Origin of the sequence: Aquabacterium fontiphilum (genome assembly GCF_009909205.1) — a bacterium.
Taxonomy (GTDB): domain Bacteria; phylum Pseudomonadota; class Gammaproteobacteria; order Burkholderiales; family Burkholderiaceae_C; genus Aquabacterium; species Aquabacterium fontiphilum.
On record NZ_JAAAPN010000008.1, the window covers coordinates 161,361 to 177,081 of the forward strand.

General features: G+C 67.0%; 17 protein-coding genes and 1 other RNA gene. 8 read left to right on the forward strand and 10 right to left on the reverse strand.

Annotated elements, in window-relative coordinates; all coding sequences use genetic code 11:
* Positions 1–8 precede the first annotated feature (8 nt).
* An RNA gene (gene rnpB, locus GTZ97_RS11165) (RNase P RNA component class A) lies at positions 9–331 on the forward strand.
* Between the two features lie 64 nt (positions 332–395).
* Positions 396–1,439: a carbonic anhydrase gene (locus GTZ97_RS11170; RefSeq protein WP_161650705.1), complete on the forward strand. Its 1,044-nt coding sequence runs from the start codon at positions 396–398 to the stop codon at positions 1,437–1,439.
* A 55-nt stretch (positions 1,440–1,494) separates the two neighbouring features.
* On the opposite strand, the gene GTZ97_RS11175 is transcribed toward GTZ97_RS11170, so the two are convergent.
* From GTZ97_RS11175 to dusB, 7 genes are all read right to left on the reverse strand, one after another.
* Positions 1,495–2,064 (reverse strand): PEP-CTERM sorting domain-containing protein, encoded by a 570-nt coding sequence (locus GTZ97_RS11175; protein WP_161650706.1) that lies wholly within the window; start codon positions 2,062–2,064, stop codon positions 1,495–1,497.
* A 121-nt stretch (positions 2,065–2,185) separates the two neighbouring features.
* Entirely contained in the window at positions 2,186–2,740 is a 555-nt protein-coding gene (ruvC, locus tag GTZ97_RS11180) for a crossover junction endodeoxyribonuclease RuvC (protein WP_161650707.1), read from the reverse strand.
* Positions 2,741–2,767: 27 nt separating this feature from the next.
* A complete protein-coding gene (locus GTZ97_RS11185) occupies positions 2,768–3,646 on the reverse strand; it encodes an alpha/beta hydrolase family protein (protein WP_161650708.1) in 879 nt (292 codons plus the stop codon).
* A gap of 1 nt (position 3,647) precedes the next feature.
* Positions 3,648–4,103, reverse strand: coding sequence for a MarR family winged helix-turn-helix transcriptional regulator (locus GTZ97_RS11190; protein ID WP_161650709.1), 456 nt, complete (start codon positions 4,101–4,103; stop codon positions 3,648–3,650).
* A 162-nt stretch (positions 4,104–4,265) separates the two neighbouring features.
* Positions 4,266–5,855 carry a bifunctional phosphoribosylaminoimidazolecarboxamide formyltransferase/IMP cyclohydrolase gene (gene purH / locus GTZ97_RS11195; protein ID WP_161650710.1) on the reverse strand — a complete coding sequence of 530 codons (1,590 nt, stop codon included), beginning with the start codon at positions 5,853–5,855 and terminating at the stop codon, positions 4,266–4,268.
* Positions 5,856–5,899: 44 nt separating this feature from the next.
* A complete protein-coding gene (locus tag GTZ97_RS11200) occupies positions 5,900–6,136 on the reverse strand; it encodes a Fis family transcriptional regulator (RefSeq protein ID WP_161650711.1) in 237 nt (78 codons plus the stop codon).
* A 5-nt stretch (positions 6,137–6,141) separates the two neighbouring features.
* Complete coding sequence (gene dusB, locus GTZ97_RS11205; protein ID WP_407926740.1) at positions 6,142–7,248, reverse strand: tRNA dihydrouridine synthase DusB; 1,107 nt, start codon at positions 7,246–7,248, stop codon at positions 6,142–6,144.
* A 220-nt stretch (positions 7,249–7,468) separates the two neighbouring features.
* On the opposite strand from dusB, the gene GTZ97_RS11210 reads away from it, so the two are divergent.
* Entirely contained in the window at positions 7,469–8,248 is a 780-nt protein-coding gene (locus GTZ97_RS11210; RefSeq protein WP_161650712.1) for an OmpW/AlkL family protein, read from the forward strand.
* A 71-nt stretch (positions 8,249–8,319) separates the two neighbouring features.
* Complete coding sequence (locus GTZ97_RS11215) at positions 8,320–8,850, forward strand: YqaA family protein (protein WP_161650713.1); 531 nt, start codon at positions 8,320–8,322, stop codon at positions 8,848–8,850.
* Between the two features lie 265 nt (positions 8,851–9,115).
* On the opposite strand, the gene GTZ97_RS11220 is transcribed toward GTZ97_RS11215, so the two are convergent.
* Positions 9,116–9,406: a copper-binding protein gene (locus tag GTZ97_RS11220; protein WP_161650714.1), complete on the reverse strand. Its 291-nt coding sequence runs from the start codon at positions 9,404–9,406 to the stop codon at positions 9,116–9,118.
* A gap of 123 nt (positions 9,407–9,529) precedes the next feature.
* Between GTZ97_RS11220 and argB the strand changes: the two genes are divergently transcribed.
* Genes argB through GTZ97_RS11240 form a run of 4 tightly spaced genes read left to right on the forward strand, consistent with a single transcriptional unit; the run spans position 9,530 to position 12,573 of the window.
* A complete protein-coding gene (gene argB, locus GTZ97_RS11225; RefSeq protein ID WP_161650715.1) occupies positions 9,530–10,438 on the forward strand; it encodes an acetylglutamate kinase in 909 nt (302 codons plus the stop codon).
* 20 nt (positions 10,439–10,458) lie between these two features.
* Entirely contained in the window at positions 10,459–11,166 is a 708-nt protein-coding gene (locus GTZ97_RS11230) for a pyrimidine 5'-nucleotidase (protein ID WP_330863594.1), read from the forward strand.
* A 10-nt stretch (positions 11,167–11,176) separates the two neighbouring features.
* Positions 11,177–11,809 (forward strand): nucleoid occlusion factor SlmA, encoded by a 633-nt coding sequence (gene slmA, locus GTZ97_RS11235; RefSeq protein ID WP_161650716.1) that lies wholly within the window; start codon positions 11,177–11,179, stop codon positions 11,807–11,809.
* Positions 11,806–12,573, forward strand: coding sequence for a metallophosphoesterase (locus GTZ97_RS11240; RefSeq protein ID WP_161650717.1), 768 nt, complete (start codon positions 11,806–11,808; stop codon positions 12,571–12,573). The genes slmA and GTZ97_RS11240 overlap by 4 nt, the downstream gene beginning before the upstream one ends.
* Here the strand turns inward: GTZ97_RS11240 and GTZ97_RS11245 are convergent.
* Positions 12,551–13,240: a PEP-CTERM sorting domain-containing protein gene (locus tag GTZ97_RS11245; protein WP_161650718.1), complete on the reverse strand. Its 690-nt coding sequence runs from the start codon at positions 13,238–13,240 to the stop codon at positions 12,551–12,553. The genes GTZ97_RS11240 and GTZ97_RS11245 overlap by 23 nt on opposite strands.
* Before the next feature lie 38 nt (positions 13,241–13,278).
* Positions 13,279–15,609, reverse strand: coding sequence for a 5'-nucleotidase C-terminal domain-containing protein (locus GTZ97_RS11250; RefSeq protein WP_161650719.1), 2,331 nt, complete (start codon positions 15,607–15,609; stop codon positions 13,279–13,281).
* Between the last annotated feature and the right edge of the window lie 112 nt (positions 15,610–15,721).

The following is a 15,721-nucleotide window of genomic DNA, read 5'->3' on the forward strand; positions in this document are numbered from 1 at the left end:
CGCCCCGTGAAGCCAGCCAGACCGTCGCTGGTGCAAGTCCCGAAAGGGCGCACTGGAGGAAGGTCCGGACTGCACAGGGCAGCGTAGGAGGTAACACCTCTCCACCGCAAGGTGAGGATCAGAGCAACAGAGACGAGCCGGTTCAGTCCGGGTGAAACGGGCAATCTCTACGCGCAGCAACACCAAATAGGCACGCTTTGACCTGGCCCGGCGAGCGTGCGGGTAGGTGGCATCGAGCCGTTCTGGTGACAGGCGGCCCAGAGGAATGACGGTCACGCGTCAGCCGCAAGGCGGGCGTGCACAGAATCCGGCCTATCGGCTGACTTCACATATTTTTTCCCGGCCGGGCCTGTGTGCGCCGGTCAAGTTCAGGTTCGCCAGTCCGACAACCTCGCATGGACCGAAAGCCTCTTTTCGCTGCCTTGCCCGCGCTGATGTGCGCCCTGACCGTGGCGACGCCACTGGCCCTGGCGCAGACGGCGCCATCGTCGCCGCGTGCGGCTGCCGAGCGCCCCGAGGTGGGCATGGGCGAGTTGCGCGACCTCATCGAGCAGCGCATCGCCGAGGTGCGGGCGCAGCGCGCGTCCACGCCAGCCGTCGTGCAGGTCAAGGGGGCACCCCGCCCCCCCACGCGCGGCAAGGCCCGGCGTGGGGCTGCTGGGGTGCCTGTGGCTTCAGCCGAGCCGGTGGCAACGCCGGCGCTGGTAGCAGCGACCACGCCCGACCTGCCGCAGGCCCCGGGCAAGACGGGCCTGCTGGGTCGCGAGGTGAGCTGGGCCTATGCGGGTGACACCGGCCCGGGCAACTGGGGGCTGCTCAAGCCCGAGTACCGCGCCTGCCTGGTCGGGTTGCGTCAGAGCCCCATTGATCTGCGCGACGGCATTCCGGTAGAGCTCGAGCCCATTGAGTTCGCTTATCAACCGTCGGCCTTTGAGGTGCGGCACCGCCATCACACGGTTCAGAGCGTGCCTGAAGCAGGTAACGCCATCGTGTTGCGAGGACAGCGCTTCGCCTTGCGGCACGTCGAGTTCCGGCACCCGGGCGAGGTGGTCATCGACGGCCGTCAGGCGCCCATGAGCATCCACCTGTTCCATGAAGACGCCGAGGGGCAGATGGCGGTGGTGGCCGTGCCAGTTCAGCTTGGTGAGCCCAACGCTGCCGTTCAACAGGTGTGGAACAACCTGCCTCTTGAGCGCGACCTGACCCAACGCGCCAGCGCCCCGATCGACCTGTTGCAGTTTCTGCCAGTCGAGCGGCATTACCTGACCTACATGGGCTCCTTGAGCATGCCGCCGTGTACCGAAGGCGTGCTGTGGGCGGTCATGAAGCAGCCCTTGACCGTGTCGGTCGATCAGATGGCGGTGCTTGCGCGCTTGTATCCCCACAACGCTCGCCCGATTCAGCCCACCCATGGTCGCCTGATCAAGGACGGTCGCTGATCAGAAAGGCCCGCGCATGGCGGGCCTGCCGGTTGCAAGAAGCGACGGTGTATGTTCAGGCGCGGCGATTGCGGCGGGCCAGGAAGCCGGCGACGGCCAGGCCGGTCAGTGCCAGCGCATAGCTTTCGGGCTCCGGCACGGGCGACAGCACGGCGCTCACATCGGGGCTGCCCAGCACCTTCACAAACGTGCCCTTGTACAGGCCGTTCGAGGTCGAGGCCGTCACGATGCCGCCGACGAAGTCGTTGGCTGTGGCGCCGTAAGCGCCGCTGATGGCCGAGTCCGGATCCCACTTGAACTTGAACGACTCGAAGGTGTTGAAGCTGGTGAAGTTGAATCCGAACACCGCGCCGCTACCGAAGAAGGTGGCCGTGCCGCCGGCCGGCGGGGTGATGGACAACGGCGCACCGTCGATGACCAGGTAGCTGCTGTCGGTGGTGGTGGTGCCGGTGAAGTCGAAGGTCAGGCTGAAGATGTCGAAGCTCGAGCCGTTGAAGGCCATGGTCTCGATGTTGAACAGGTCTATGCCCGGTTCGCTGACCAGGATCGAGCCGAAGGCCATGGCTTGTGCGCTGCTCATTGCCAGACCGGCCGCGACGGCGATGTGCCGAAGAGAGGTTTTCATGGTTGTTTCCTGTCTGTGGGGACGTGTGTGCGCGTCAGACCCCCTGACGCCCGCAGAGGCTACGACCACGACAAATCCATGACAAGACCGAAAACTGTCCGTATCCCTAAGGTTTGGGATGTCAGTACACCCGGCCGCCCTTGATCTGGGCGTGGGTGCGACGGTTGAGGGCGGTTGCTTTGGCCATTTGCGCCATCGCATGGCCTGCATGGGCGTGGCAGATGGCCAGCCCGAGCGCGTCCGACGCATCGTTGGTCGGCTCGCGTGGCAGGTCGAGCAGCCGCATCACCATGTGGCGGATCTGGGCCTTGGCTGCATGACCGTGGCCAACCACCGCCTTCTTCATCTGCAAGGCGGTGTACTCGTTGACGCGCGGCGACGACGCTTGCGACAGCAGCCCCGCGATGGCCGCACCTCGCGCCTGACCTAGCAACAGGGTGGACTGCGGGTTGACGTTGACGAAGACGATTTCGACCGAGGCCTCGTGCGGGCCATACCGTGTGACCACCTCGCGCACGCCCTCGTAGATCAGCTTGAGGCGTGTGGGCAGGTCACCCTGGGCCGCTTCACGGGTCTTGATGGTGCCGCTGGCGACGTAATGCAGCCGGGGGCCATCGGTGTCGATGACGCCAAAGCCGGTGGTCTGCAGGCCGGGGTCGATGCCAAGAATGCGCATGCCTGGGAGGATAACCGGCGCGCGTGCTCAGCCGGGCTCGCGCAGGGCCCGCGCCAGCAGAGGCCACAGCGCCTGATGCGACTGGCGGAACCAGTCGATGTGGCCGATGCGCTTGAGCCCGTGATCGCGCGGCGCCAGACGATGGACCTGGCTTGGCGCGGCGGGGAAGGTGCGCAGCAGGTCGGCGACCGTGGCTGGCGTGGCGATGTCGTCGTCCGTGGCATGGAACACCGTGATGGGGATGCGGATCTCGCGGTGGAAATCCTGCTGGGGCCGCCCCCGTACGGCGTTGGTGGCATAGCCGCCAGCGGCACACCACTGTCCCCACTGGCGGCCCACTGCCGCGGGCAGGTTCTCGCCCAGGCCGATGGCGGCCGTCGGGGCATAGCCCTTGACCCACGTCCCCAGCGGCACGAGGCAGCGCAGCCCAAAATGGGCTTTGAAGCGAAAGCTCGGCCGCATGCCGCGGAACCAACCTGTCGAGACGGCCACGCCCACGATCCTTTCCACATGGTGGTGGTTGGGCAGCAGGCCGATCATCTGGCCGCCCGCGCTGTGTCCGACCAACAGCACCTTGTCGTGGCCGGTGCGCGCCACCAGCCACGACAACGCGGCCACCTGGTCTTGTTGCCCCCACTCGGCCAGCGTCGCCCGACAACGTTGGAGCGGACCGCGCAGCGACAGCCCGATGCCGCGGTAGTCGAAGACCAGCACGTCGTGTCCCTGCTCGGCCAGCCAGCCGGCAAAGCGCAGATAGAAATGCTGTTTCACCCCAGTGGCCGGGCACAGCAGCACGGGTTTGGCGGTGGCGGGCGCACGGCCCCCATGGGCGGGCAGAAAGTGGCCGGCCAGTGGGGTGCCGTCCTGACAGGTGATCTCGACGGCTTCCAGGTTGGGCTGGTTCATGTCAGGCCTCCGGTGGGATGGGTTGGTCCAGCTGCTGGACGTGGGTGAGCCAGCGGGCCACGGTCTGCAGCTCGGCATCGGTGAAGCCGTCGGTCAGGCGCGCGTTGATGCGGGTGGTGGCCTGACGGATCAACGGAAGCAGGGCCTGACCAGCAGGACACAACCACACCCGCTGGGTGCGGCCGTCGTCGGGGCAGGGGTGGCGGGCCACCCAGTCGAGCGCTTCCATGCGCTGGACCAGGCCGGACACGGCCGAGGGCGCCAAGTCCAGCGTCTGCGCCAGCTGGCCCATGGTGGCGCCGTCTGACCGGGCCAGCGCGAACAGCACGCCGCTCTGCGCGGGTGTCGGCGCCTGTTGGCCTGCGCGCACGGCGGCATCGGTCTGCTGGGCGATCCATTGCTGCAGATGGCGCTGGGCGCTGTTCAGCAGAAAGATCAGACGCGGTTTGCTTTGCATGCGAAGTATCTTAGCGCAGATTCGTTTCGCGTGCGAAATACATGGTGCGCGTCTCGCCAGCATGGAGGCGCCCATGCACCGGTTCCCCGCCCCTGACGATGAGAAAGATGAGAAAAGGCTCCCGAAGGAGCCTTTGCTGCTTTGAGGGGCGCGCGCCCTTGCTCAATGGCGGAAGTGGCGCGTGCCCGTGAACACCATGGCGATGCCGCGCTCGTCGGCCGCAGCGATCACCTCGTCGTCGCGCACTGAGCCACCCGGATGGATCACGCAGGTCGCACCTGCATCGACCACCACATCCAGCCCATCGCGGAACGGGAAGAAGGCGTCCGACGCCACGGCGGTGCCTTGCAGCGTCAGGCCGGCGTGCTGGGCCTTGATGCTGGCGATGCGGGCCGAGTCCAGGCGGCTCATCTGGCCGGCGCCCACGCCCATGGTCATGCCGTCCTTGCAGAACACGATGGCGTTGCTCTTGACGAAGCGGGCCACCGTCCAGGCGAACAGCATGTCCTTCATCTGTTGCTCGGTGGGCTGCAGCTTGCTGACCACCTTGATGTCGCCGACGATGTCGATGGCATCGGCCGATTGCAGCAGCATGCCGCCGCCCACGCGCTTGAAGTCCAGCGCGTTGCCCAGCTTGCGGGTGACTTCGTCCAGCGGCACCTCCAGCAGGCGCACGTTCTGCTTGCTCGCGTAAGCCGCGCGGGCCGCGTCGGTGAACTTGGGCGCGATCACCACTTCCACAAACTGCTTGTTGGCGTTGATGGCCTCGATCACGTCGGCATCGACCACGCGGTTGAAGGCCATGATGCCGCCAAACGCGCTGGTGGGGTCGGTCTTCAGGGCCTTGGTGTAGGCCTCCAGCGGGCCGGCGCCCACGGCCACGCCACAGGGGTTGGCGTGTTTGATGATCACGCAGGCCGGGGCTTCAAAGGCCTTGACGCATTCCCAGGCGGCGTCGGCGTCGGCGATGTTGTTGAAGCTCAGTTCCTTGCCCTGGATCTGGGTCCAATTGGCCAGGGTGCTGACCACGGGCGACGCTTCGCGGTAGAAGGCGGCCGACTGGTGCGGGTTCTCGCCGTAACGCATGCCCTGCACCTTGTGCAGCTGCAGGTTGTACACAGCCGGGTACTCGGCCTTGGCGGGCACGGTTTCGGTTTCCAGCTCGGCGCCGGCTTCCAGCGAGGTCAGGTAGTTGGTGATCATGCCGTCGTAGGCGGCGGTGTGGGCAAACACCTTCTTGGCCAGCATGAACTTGGTGGTGCGGGTGATCTGGCCGGCCTTCATTTCGGTCAACACCTGCTCGTAGTCGACCGGGTCGATGATGACGGTGACGTCCTGCCAGTTCTTGGCGGCCGAGCGCAGCATGGTGGGGCCGCCGATGTCGATGTTCTCGATGGCGTTGGCCAGGGTGCAGTCGGCCTTGGCCGTGGCTTGCGCGAAGGGATAGAGGTTGACCACCAGCAGGTCGATGGTGTCGATGCCGTGTTCCTTCAGCGCAGCCATGTGCTCGGGCAGGTCGCGGCGGGCCAGGATGCCGCCGTGCACGCGGGGGTGCAGCGTCTTGACGCGGCCATCGAGCATCTCCGGGAAGCCCGTGATCTCAGCCACTTCCGTCACGGGCAGGCCCTTGTCGGCCAGCAGCTTGGCGGTGCCGCCGGTGGACAGCAGGCGCACGCCTTGGGCATGCAGGGCTTGCGCGAATTCAACAATGCCGGTCTTGTCGGACACGGACAGCAGGGCGGTCAGGGTCATGGTTCTTCCTTCTAGGCAAAGAGCGGGGGATCTGGATAAAGGGCTTACTTGATCAGCTTGTGCTCGAGCAGCTTGCGGCGCAGGGTGTTGCGGTTGATGCCCAGCCATTCGGCGGCCTTGGACTGGTTGCCCTCGGCGCGTTGCATCACCACTTCCAGCATGGGGCGTTCTACAGCGTTGAGCACCATGTCGTACACGGCGTTCGGCTCGGCACCATGCAGGTCCTGGAAGTAGCCTTCGAGGTTGTCTCTGATGCAGTCTTGGATGTTCTTCTTGCTCATGGGTCTCAGCCGGCGTGGCAGACGATGGCCGCCCGCCGGGGGGCCTCGTCGGCCTGGTCGTCGTCTGCCACATCGGCCTCGTGGCCCACCGGGAGGTGCGGGTGGACGAGGCTCAGGGCATCAAAAAAGTCGCTGACGGCCCGCACCTGGTCGGCGCAGGTTTCCAGCATGTTCATGTGTTGGCGGAAGGCTTCGCCGCCGGGCAGGCTGCGCACGGCCCAGCCGATGTGCTTGCGCGCCGTGCGCACGCCGGCGAATTCGCCATACAGGCCGTAGTGGTCGTCCAGGTGCGCCAGCAGCCAGTGCTTGACCTGATCCGTCAGTGGCGGCGTGCGGTGCTGGCCGGTGGCCAGGTAGTGTGCAATGTCGCCGAAGATCCAGGGGCGCCCCTGCGCGGCGCGGCCGACCATGATGGCGTCGGCCCCGGTGTGGCGCAGCACCGCCAATGCCTTCTCGGGCGAGGTGATGTCACCGTTGGCCACCACCGGCACGCGCACAGCGGCCTTCACGGCGGCAATGGTGTCGTACTCGGCCCGGCCTTTGTAGCCCTGCTCACGGGTGCGGCCGTGCACGGTGAGCATGGCCACGCCGGCGGCCTCGGCTGCGCGCGCGATGCGCACGGCGTTCTTGTGTTGCTGGCTCCAGCCGGTGCGCATCTTCAGCGTCACGGGCACGTTGCGTGGCGCACAGGCCGCCACCACGGCTTCGACGATCTGCAGCGCCAGCGCTTCATCTTGCATCAGCGCCGAGCCGGCCCACTTGTTGCACACCTTCTTGGCCGGGCAGCCCATGTTGATGTCGATGACCTGGGCGCCGCGGTCGATGTTGTAGGCGGCCGCCTCGGCCATCATGGCCGCGTCGGTGCCGGCGATCTGTACGGCGATGGGCGCGGTTTCGCCATCGTGGTTGGCGCGACGCGAGGTCTTGAGGCTGTGCCAGAGGTCCTTGCGCGAAGTCACCATTTCGCTGACCGCGTAGCCCGCCCCCAGCTGCTTGCATAGCATGCGGAAGGGCCGATCCGTGACGCCAGCCATCGGCGCCACGAACAGCCGGTTGGGCAGTTCGACGGCGCCCAGCATCAGGGGGCTGGCGGGGTCAGCGAGGGTGGACATGGGGGGAGAAAGACGGCGCAGCCCCGAACGGCGGGGCGATCAGGGCTGCTTAAAAAGGAGGCAGAGTATAGCTGGCTGGCGAGGGGCTGGGTAGCGGGACCCCGGGCCCAAAGCGCGCAGAACGTCACCCAGTCAACAAGGAATACGGCATTCTCGATGTAACGATTGCAGTTTTAATGTAACGTTGCATTTCCGTCTTGCTTTGTTCTTTCTACCTGTCATGAACGTTCGTTTTCTCGCTCTGGCTGCCGTCGCGGCCATTTCCGGTGCCGCGGCACACGCCGGCACCTACACCGTCAAGCTCGGTGGCGCCCACATTGACCCGCGCGCCACGAGCAGCCCCCTGCGGGGCGAGTTGCCGGCCGTGGTCAGCGGCACCTACTACGGCAATGTGGTCATCGATGGCGGTCTGCGCTTGGCGGTGCAGCCCAAGACCACGCTGATCTTCTCGATCGAGCGTGCGTTGGCGGGGCCCTGGAGTGCCGAGCTGGTGCTGGGCGTGCCGCCCAAGCATGACGTGAAGCTGCGCGCCGCAACCCCAGCACTCACGGCTGATGGTTCGTACCCCGACCCGATCGCCAGCCTGAAGGTTGCGCGCACCACCGAGAAGCTGCAGGCCGCCGACGGCCAGGTCGTGGCCACCGTCAAGCAGGTCGCCCCGACGCTGTTTGTCAACTACGCGTTTCTGGACGCCACTTCGGCTTGGCGGCCCTATGTGGGTGTGGGCATCAACTACACCCGCATGAAGGCCGAGTCGAATGCCTTGGGCGATGCGCTCTACAACGATGGCCCCGTGCGCATCAAGCTGAGCCACTCACTTGGCCCGGCGTTGCAGGCGGGTGTGCGCTACCAGTTCGACCCTCAGTGGTCGTTCAATGTCGGCTGGGCGGTGGCGAAGATCAAGAACGACCTGCGCATTCGCACCGACCGCTCGGAGCAGCGCGCTGATTACCGGTTCTATCCCAGTGTGTGGTCGGCCACCGTGGGTTACAGCTTCTGATCCTGACGCTGTGACCCGGCCGTTTGGCCGGACTGTCGCCTCCACCTCGTCGCAGGCGCCACAATGGGCGCATGGAAGCATGGTTGATGTCGGCGGTGAACGCCGTACTGGCGTGGTTGGCCCTGCCTCAGGTGGGGCTGGGCGCCGTGTTCCTGGTGGCGCTGGTGTCGGCCACCCTGCTCCCCATGGGCTCGGAGCCCGCGGTGTACGCGCTGGTGCGCTGGCAGCCCGAGATGTTCTGGCCTACGGTCTGTGTGGCGACGCTGGGCAACACCATCGGTGGGGCCATCAGCTGGTGGATGGGGCTGGGCGCCCACAAGGCGGCTGAGCGGTGGCGCGCTCATCACGGGGGTGAGGGCGGCGACGCGCCGCCAGCGGGTTCGCAGGCGCGCCATGGGCGCGCCGAGCAGCGCGCACTTGCGTGGCTTGAGCGGTTCGGCCCCAAGGCCTGTCTGCTGTCTTGGTTGCCGGTGGTGGGTGATCCGCTGTGCGCGGTCGCCGGATGGCTGCGCATGCCCTTCTGGCCGTGCGTGCTCTACATGGCGATCGGCAAGTTCGGTCGTTACACGGTGATGACGGCCGCACTGCTGTGGATCATCTAGGGCATTCACCGGGTGCATCCCATGAACATGGGATGCACTTTGTAACCATTTGACGGGAAACCGTCATGGGAACATGCACCGCGCGCCCGTAAACTGCGACGGTGATGTCGTGAACGATTGCACGCAGATGCGCGACACGACAGACAAGCCAGCTGTCATCACCGTAAAGACGTTCCAGGGGGGACATCTTCTCGCAGAGGGCCCGTCCGGTTGCCGGTCGGGCCCTTTGTCCGTCTGCCCGTCTGTCTGCCTGGTGGTCAGTGGCTTACTTGCGCACCTCGAGCGCCGTGATGGTGAACTGGCCGTTCACCTTGTCGGCGCTGAAGCGGATCTTGTCGCCGGGTTGCAGCGAACGCAGCCAGTCCGGGTTGCTCACCCGGAAGCTCATCTGCATCGGCGGCATGTCGAGGTTCTTGATCTCGCCATGGCGCACCGTCACTTTGCCGCCTTCGACATCGACCTTGCGCACTTCGCCGTCCACGTCCTGCGCCTGCGCGGCCAGGGCCACGGTCATCGCAAGTGCACCGGCAAGACTGCGCCACGTCATCGTCTTCATCCTGTCTCCTGTTCACAAAAGGGGCCGCGCCCCATGACATGGACCCCATCATGGGACAAAGGTTCCCACTCAGGGGTTTCTCTAGAATAGCGGCATTGACAACCCCATGGGCTTTCCTCCGCCATGTCCACCCCCACTTCTCCTGACGCCCTTGCCCAGATCGACCCGCGTGACAAGGCGGAAATCCTCGCGCAGGCGCTGCCCTACATCCGCAAGTTCCACGGCAAGACCATCGTGATCAAGTACGGCGGCAACGCCATGACCGATCCCGAGCTGCAGGCCGACTTCGCCGAGGATGTGGTGCTGCTCAAGCTGGTGGGTCTGAACCCGGTGGTCGTGCACGGCGGTGGGCCCCAGATTGATTCGGCGCTCAACAAGATCGGCAAGAAGGGCGAGTTCATCCAGGGCATGCGCGTGACCGATGCCGAGACCATGGAGGTGGTCGAGTGGGTGCTGGCCGGCGAGGTGCAACAAGACATCGTGGGCCTGATCAATGCCGCAGGTGGCAAGGCCGTGGGCCTGACGGGCCGCGACGGTGGCCTGATCCGCGCGCGCAAGCTCAAGTTGCAGGATCTGAAAGACCCGACCGTCGAACACGACGTGGGCCAGGTGGGCGAGATCGAATCGATCGACCCGAGCGTGGTCAAGGCCCTGCAAGATGACCAGTTCATCCCGGTGATCAGCCCCATCGGCTTCGGCTCGAAGAACGAGAGCTACAACATCAACGCCGACCTGGTGGCCTCGAAGCTGGCCGAGGTGCTCAAGGCCGAGAAGCTCATGCTGCTGACCAACATCAAGGGCGTGCTCGACAAGGAAGGCAACCTGCTGACCGACCTGACCGCCCGCCGCATCGACGAGCTGATCGACGACGGCACCATCAGCGGCGGCATGATCCCCAAGATTGCCGGTGCGCTGGACGCGGCCAAGAGCGGCGTCAATGCCGTGCACATCGTCGATGGCCGTGTGCCGCATGCCATGCTGCTGGAGATCCTGACCGATCAGGCCTACGGCACGATGATCCGCTCGCACTGAGGCGCAGCCGGTCGATCGCCGTGCGGCCCGTCTGGCTGTTCGACCTCGACAACACCCTGCACGACGCGGGGCGGGCCGTCTTTGGCCGGCTCAACGCCTCGATGACCGACTACATCGTGGCCGAACTGGGCTTGAGCCGGGCCGAAGCCGATCGCCTGCGGGTGCACTACTGGCGGCGTTACGGCGCGACACTGCTGGGGCTCGAGCGCCACCACGGCATCCGCGCGGCGCACTTTCTGGCGCAGACGCACACGCTGCCAGGCCTGGAGGCCGATCTGCACATGCCGCCGGCCGACCGCGCCGCGCTGATGCGGCTGCCAGGCCGCAAGTTCCTGCTCACCAATGCGCCCGCCGAGTACGCCAAGCGGGTGTTGACTGCACTCGATCTGGCCTCGTGCTTCGAGGGCATCATTGCCATCGAAGGCATGCGCGTGTTCGGCTCGTTGCGGCCCAAGCCCGATGTGCGCATGCTGCGCGTCGTGTTGGCGCGCCACAGGCTGGCGCCCGCGCAATGCGTGCTGGTCGAAGACACCGAGGCCAATCTCAAGAGCGCCCACCAGCTGGGCCTGCGCACGGTCTGGATGCAGCATTACCTGCGGCGCGGACCGGTTTGCACAGCGGCCACGCCCGGGGGCCGGCTGCATGGTCGGCGCAGCTGGGTGGACGTGCGCATCACGGCCTTGCGGCAACTGCACGCCTGGCCCATCCGGCACCGTCCGGCGCGATGAAGGAGGCACGATGAGCGACGACGACAGCACCTTGCCGGCGGTCTCCAACGAGGCGCCTCGCCGACAGCGACCCAAGCCAGGCGAGCGACGCAACCAGATCCTCCAGGCGTTGGCCGAGATGCTGCAGGCGCCGCAGGCCGATCGCATCACCACGGCCGCGCTGGCTGGGCGCTTGCAAGTCAGCGAGGCCGCGCTGTATCGCCACTTCGCGGGCAAGGCGCAGATGTACGAGGCGCTGATCGACTTCATCGAACACAGCCTGTTCACGCTGGCCAACCAAGCCATCGAGCGTGAGCCCGATCCGGCCACGCAGTTTTCACGTGTCGTGGCGCTGGTGTTGCAGTTCGGTGAGCGCAATCCGGGCATGTCGCGGGTGCTGGCTGGCGATGCGCTGGTGCACGAAGACGCGCGCCTGCATCAACGCGTCAACCAGTGCCTTGAGCGGCTGGAGTCCTTGCTGCGGCAGCCCGCCCGGGCCCTGGCCGAGCAGCGCGGCGAGCCGGCGCCCACTGTGGCCGCACAGGCCCGCGCGTCGCTGGCGCTCAGCGTGGTGGTCGGGCGGCTCAACCGCTATGCCCGAACCGGTTTTCAGCGTCTGCCCACCGAGCACCTGGAGGCGACACTGTCGGGGCTGCTGGCGTGAGCGTCGCAGTGCAGACCCCGCCGCACGTCACGTTGGGCGGCGTGGCTTTGCAGTGGCGAGCCGATCGCAGTGCCTTGACCTTCGACGCGCTCGGCAAGCCCGATGCCTTGCTGGTGGCCGATGTGCACCTGGGCAAGGCGCAGCGCTACCGCGACCTGGGCCAGAGCGTGCCCCCCGCCGTGATGGCCGGCACGACCGCGGCCACCTTGCAGCGTCTGCGCGCGGCACTGAACGACAGCGGGGCGCGGCGGCTGATCGTGCTAGGTGATCTGGTGCATGGGCCGGCGGTGGGCGACGCTGTGGCAGCGTTGGCCGAGACGCTGGGCGCATGGCATGACGCTGCGCAGGGCCAGGTGGCTGTGATCGGGGGCAACCATGACCGTCGCGCCATGGCCGACTGGGGCCCGGTGGCCGAACGCCTGGGCGCAGCCTGGGAAGTCTTGCCCGAAGACGATGTGGTGCGACTGGGCGGGCTGGCCCTGACGCACAGGGCGCGCGTGGTGCCGGGCGCGCAGGACTGCCTGGGTGGCCACTTGCACCCGTGCTGGGTGATGAGGGGGCCGGCCCGAGACCGCGTGCGCTTGCCCTGTGTGTGGCTGCAGCAGCAGTCTCAGGGCTGGTTGGGCACCTTGCCGGCGTTCGGTGATTTCACCGGCATGCATGCCGTGCCAGCCGCCCCGGGCGACCGGCTGTGGGTGCTCACGCCCGATGGGGGCGTGCACGCGTTGCCCGCGTCGGCGATCAGCCCCGGCGGCGCGCCATGAGCAGCACGCCGGCGCCGGCCAGCACCAGCGCCCAGGCGGCAGGCTCGGGCACAGGCGTGACGGTCACGTTCTGCACGGCCAGTGCCGAGGTGGTGACGAAATCGCCGCGGTCGACCACGCCGAAGGCCAGGCTGGCCAGACCGGCCTGGCTGAACGTGTAGCTGAAACGCTGCCAGCCCGTGCCAGCGGCAAAGCCGAACTCGCCCGGCGCCTGAGCGGCCAGTGCCTCAGCCAGGCTGAACAGTTGACCATTGAGCACAGCAAAGCCCAGGTCGGGTAGCGCGCTGGTGCCTTGTTCGTTGGTGAGCAGCTGCCAGTCGAAGTGCAGCGTGTCGCCGGCCTGCACGCTGAACTGCTGGCGGGCGACCGAGCCTTCTGCGGCCTGGAGGTCACCGTCGAGTGCGCCGATGGCCAGACCGGCGAACACTTCGACGCCATCGGCGCTCAGCGCCATCGCAGCGGGCTGGCCCGAGAAGTTGAAGTTGCCGGCTGCGTCGTCGTCGGCGTCAAAGGCCGAGGTCAGCAGCAGGGTCTGGCCCTGCACGACGGCGTCGCCCAGCGTGTCCCAATGGGACAGGCCGGCGGTGAACTGGCCATTGCTCACGGCCAGGGCAGGGGAAGACGCGGCGGCAAACAGCGCGAGGGTCAGGAGGCGGGTGGGTGTCATGGTGAATCCTTGTCAGGTCAGAGAAGTCGAAAGGCGCGTCACTGCGCGAGGTCGCGTGCGGGCGCAAACTGCGCGGCTGTCAGACCTTGCAGCGTGGCCACCGTGCGCCAGCCGCCGGGTGCTGCCGGGCCGTCGGCGTCCAGCTGCAGCAGCACGCCACCGGTGGTGTCCACCACGCGGACCCAGCCGTCCTGAACCGGGCGGCTGCCGCTGTAGCCCACGGCCAGCAGCAACGGGCGCAGGTCGATGCGGTCGGCGTAAGGGGTGAAGTCGGTCACGGTGTCGCCGATGTCGCGCAGCGTGCGGTAGACAAAGGTGTCGCCGCCCGGGCCGCCGGTCAGCAGGTCGGCGCCCACGCCGCCTTCGATGGTGTCGTCGCCCGCTGTGCCCACCAGCACGTCACGGCCGCCGGTGCCCCGCACCTGTTGGCCTGCGCGGGTCTGGCCCACGGCCACATCGATGAGTCGGCCATGCAGATCGAAGGCATCTTCTGGCCCATACAGGTTGGCCGTGATCTCGGGGCCGTCGGCCGCGCTGTCGCGCCGCAGGCCACCTTCACGCTTGGGTGTGCTGATCAGGCCGGCCAATGCCTCTTGATAGGTGATGGTGTTGGTCGCGTTGTCGAACACAACGCCATTGGCGGCAAACGGGTAGCCATCCCCGCCGTTGGCGGTGAAGTCGATGGTGGCAAACGAGAAGCTGCGGGTGGCGTTGACCACGCGGCCGCCGTCGATGAGCACGGTGCCATCGTCCAGCACGACGCGCAGGATGCGCGCGCCCGTGCCCTGCGTGGTGCGTGCGGTGCCGGCGCTGTCATAGGTGACCTGCATGCCTGAGACCTGCGCGAAACGGCCGTTGGCCGCGCCGGCCGGGCTGGTCGCACCGTAGGCGTGTTCCAGCACGTCCTTGAGCTGGGCCGCGTTCATGGCGGGCGCGCGCTTGACCAGGTTGGTGAAGGGCAGGATGTTGAAGGTGTCCCCCACCGACACAGGGCCAGGTGCGGCAATGCTGGTGCGGATGCCGCCGCCATTCTGGATGGCCACGTCGGCCTGGCCGGCCAAGCGCATCGCGTCGGCCACGAGGTTGCCCAGCCCGGTTTCGGCATTGCGTACGCCGGCCACATAGTTGCCAGGCGTGCCGGTCACGTGGGTGGGGCCGTTGAGCTTGACGGCGGTCTGGCCGATGATCTGCCGGTTCAGCGCGGCAATGTAGTTGCCCACTGGCGCCACGACCTGGGCCTGCAGCATGCTGTCGCCCGTCACGCGGTCGGCGTCGCCTGCGGCGCCACTTACGCGATGCATGCGGGTGCTGTCAATGCTCACCAAGGCCCCGGTGGTGTCGTCCAGCGTCAGGTTCACCTCGCCCACATAGCGGTTACCGAAGTGGCTGGTGACCACGGGCACCGCCTTGCCGCTGGCATCGGTCGCATACACCGGGTGGCTGTTGAATGCCGCTGCCACACCGCCGTTGATCAGCAGATCATCGGGATCGGCCATCAGTTCATGGCCCCCGCCTGAGACGACGAGGTCCACACCGGTCAGCGCCGGGATCACGACGTTGCGTTCGTTGGCGGCGTTCTGCAGGTGCGACAACAGGATCACGGTGCCCACGCCACTGGCGCGCAGCGCGTTCACCTCGGACTGGATCAGCGGCACGATGGCCTGCAGGTTCTGCGCCTCGGTGGCGGCCGGATCGTGATTGAGCATGCTGCCCGGTGCGGGCGACGAGATCACAGGCAGCAACGGCGTGGTGGCGCCGACGATGCCCACTTTCTTGCCCCCAGCGGTCTGCACCACGGTCGAGCCTGCCACCTTGCCCGCTGCGGCCAGCGCGGCAAAGGCCGGGGTGGCCTGGAAGTTCAGGTTGACCGACAGGTAAGGGCTACCTGAGACCGCGGCAAAGCGGGCCGCAGTGGCTGAGCCCAGGTCGAACTCGTGGTTGCCGAACACGATGGCGTCAAAGCCGATGCGGCGCAGCGCGATGGCATCGTAGTAGTCTTGGCCGCCATCCGGATGGGCGGCGGCCAGGTTCACGGTGCTGGCCGTGAAGCGCGGGCCGGGCAAGAAGGCGTCACCGGCGTTCAGCGTGAGCACCGAGCGGCCCTGGGCCTGGGCGGCCTGGCGGGCGCGTTGAATGACGGCGGCCAGGCGGTCGACCCCGCCGTAGAAAGAGATGGCCTGCGATGCGTCGTCGCGCAGGTTGCCCTGAGCCGACAGCAGCCAGCTTTCCTGGTCACCCACATGCAACACGGTCAGGCCCTCAGCCCATGCCTGGGGGCTCAACCCCAGACCCAGGGCGATGGCCAGGCTCAGCGCATGGCGGGATGGATGGCGCGGGGACGCGCGATGGTGGGAAGCGAAGGAACGCATGGCACGGCTCATGGTTGGGGACGGATGCCGCGCAGCGTAGCCAGTCGGCATGACGCCCATGCGAATGCGAAACGCCGCCACTGAACCATCCGGACCATGTCCAGCGGCAGGT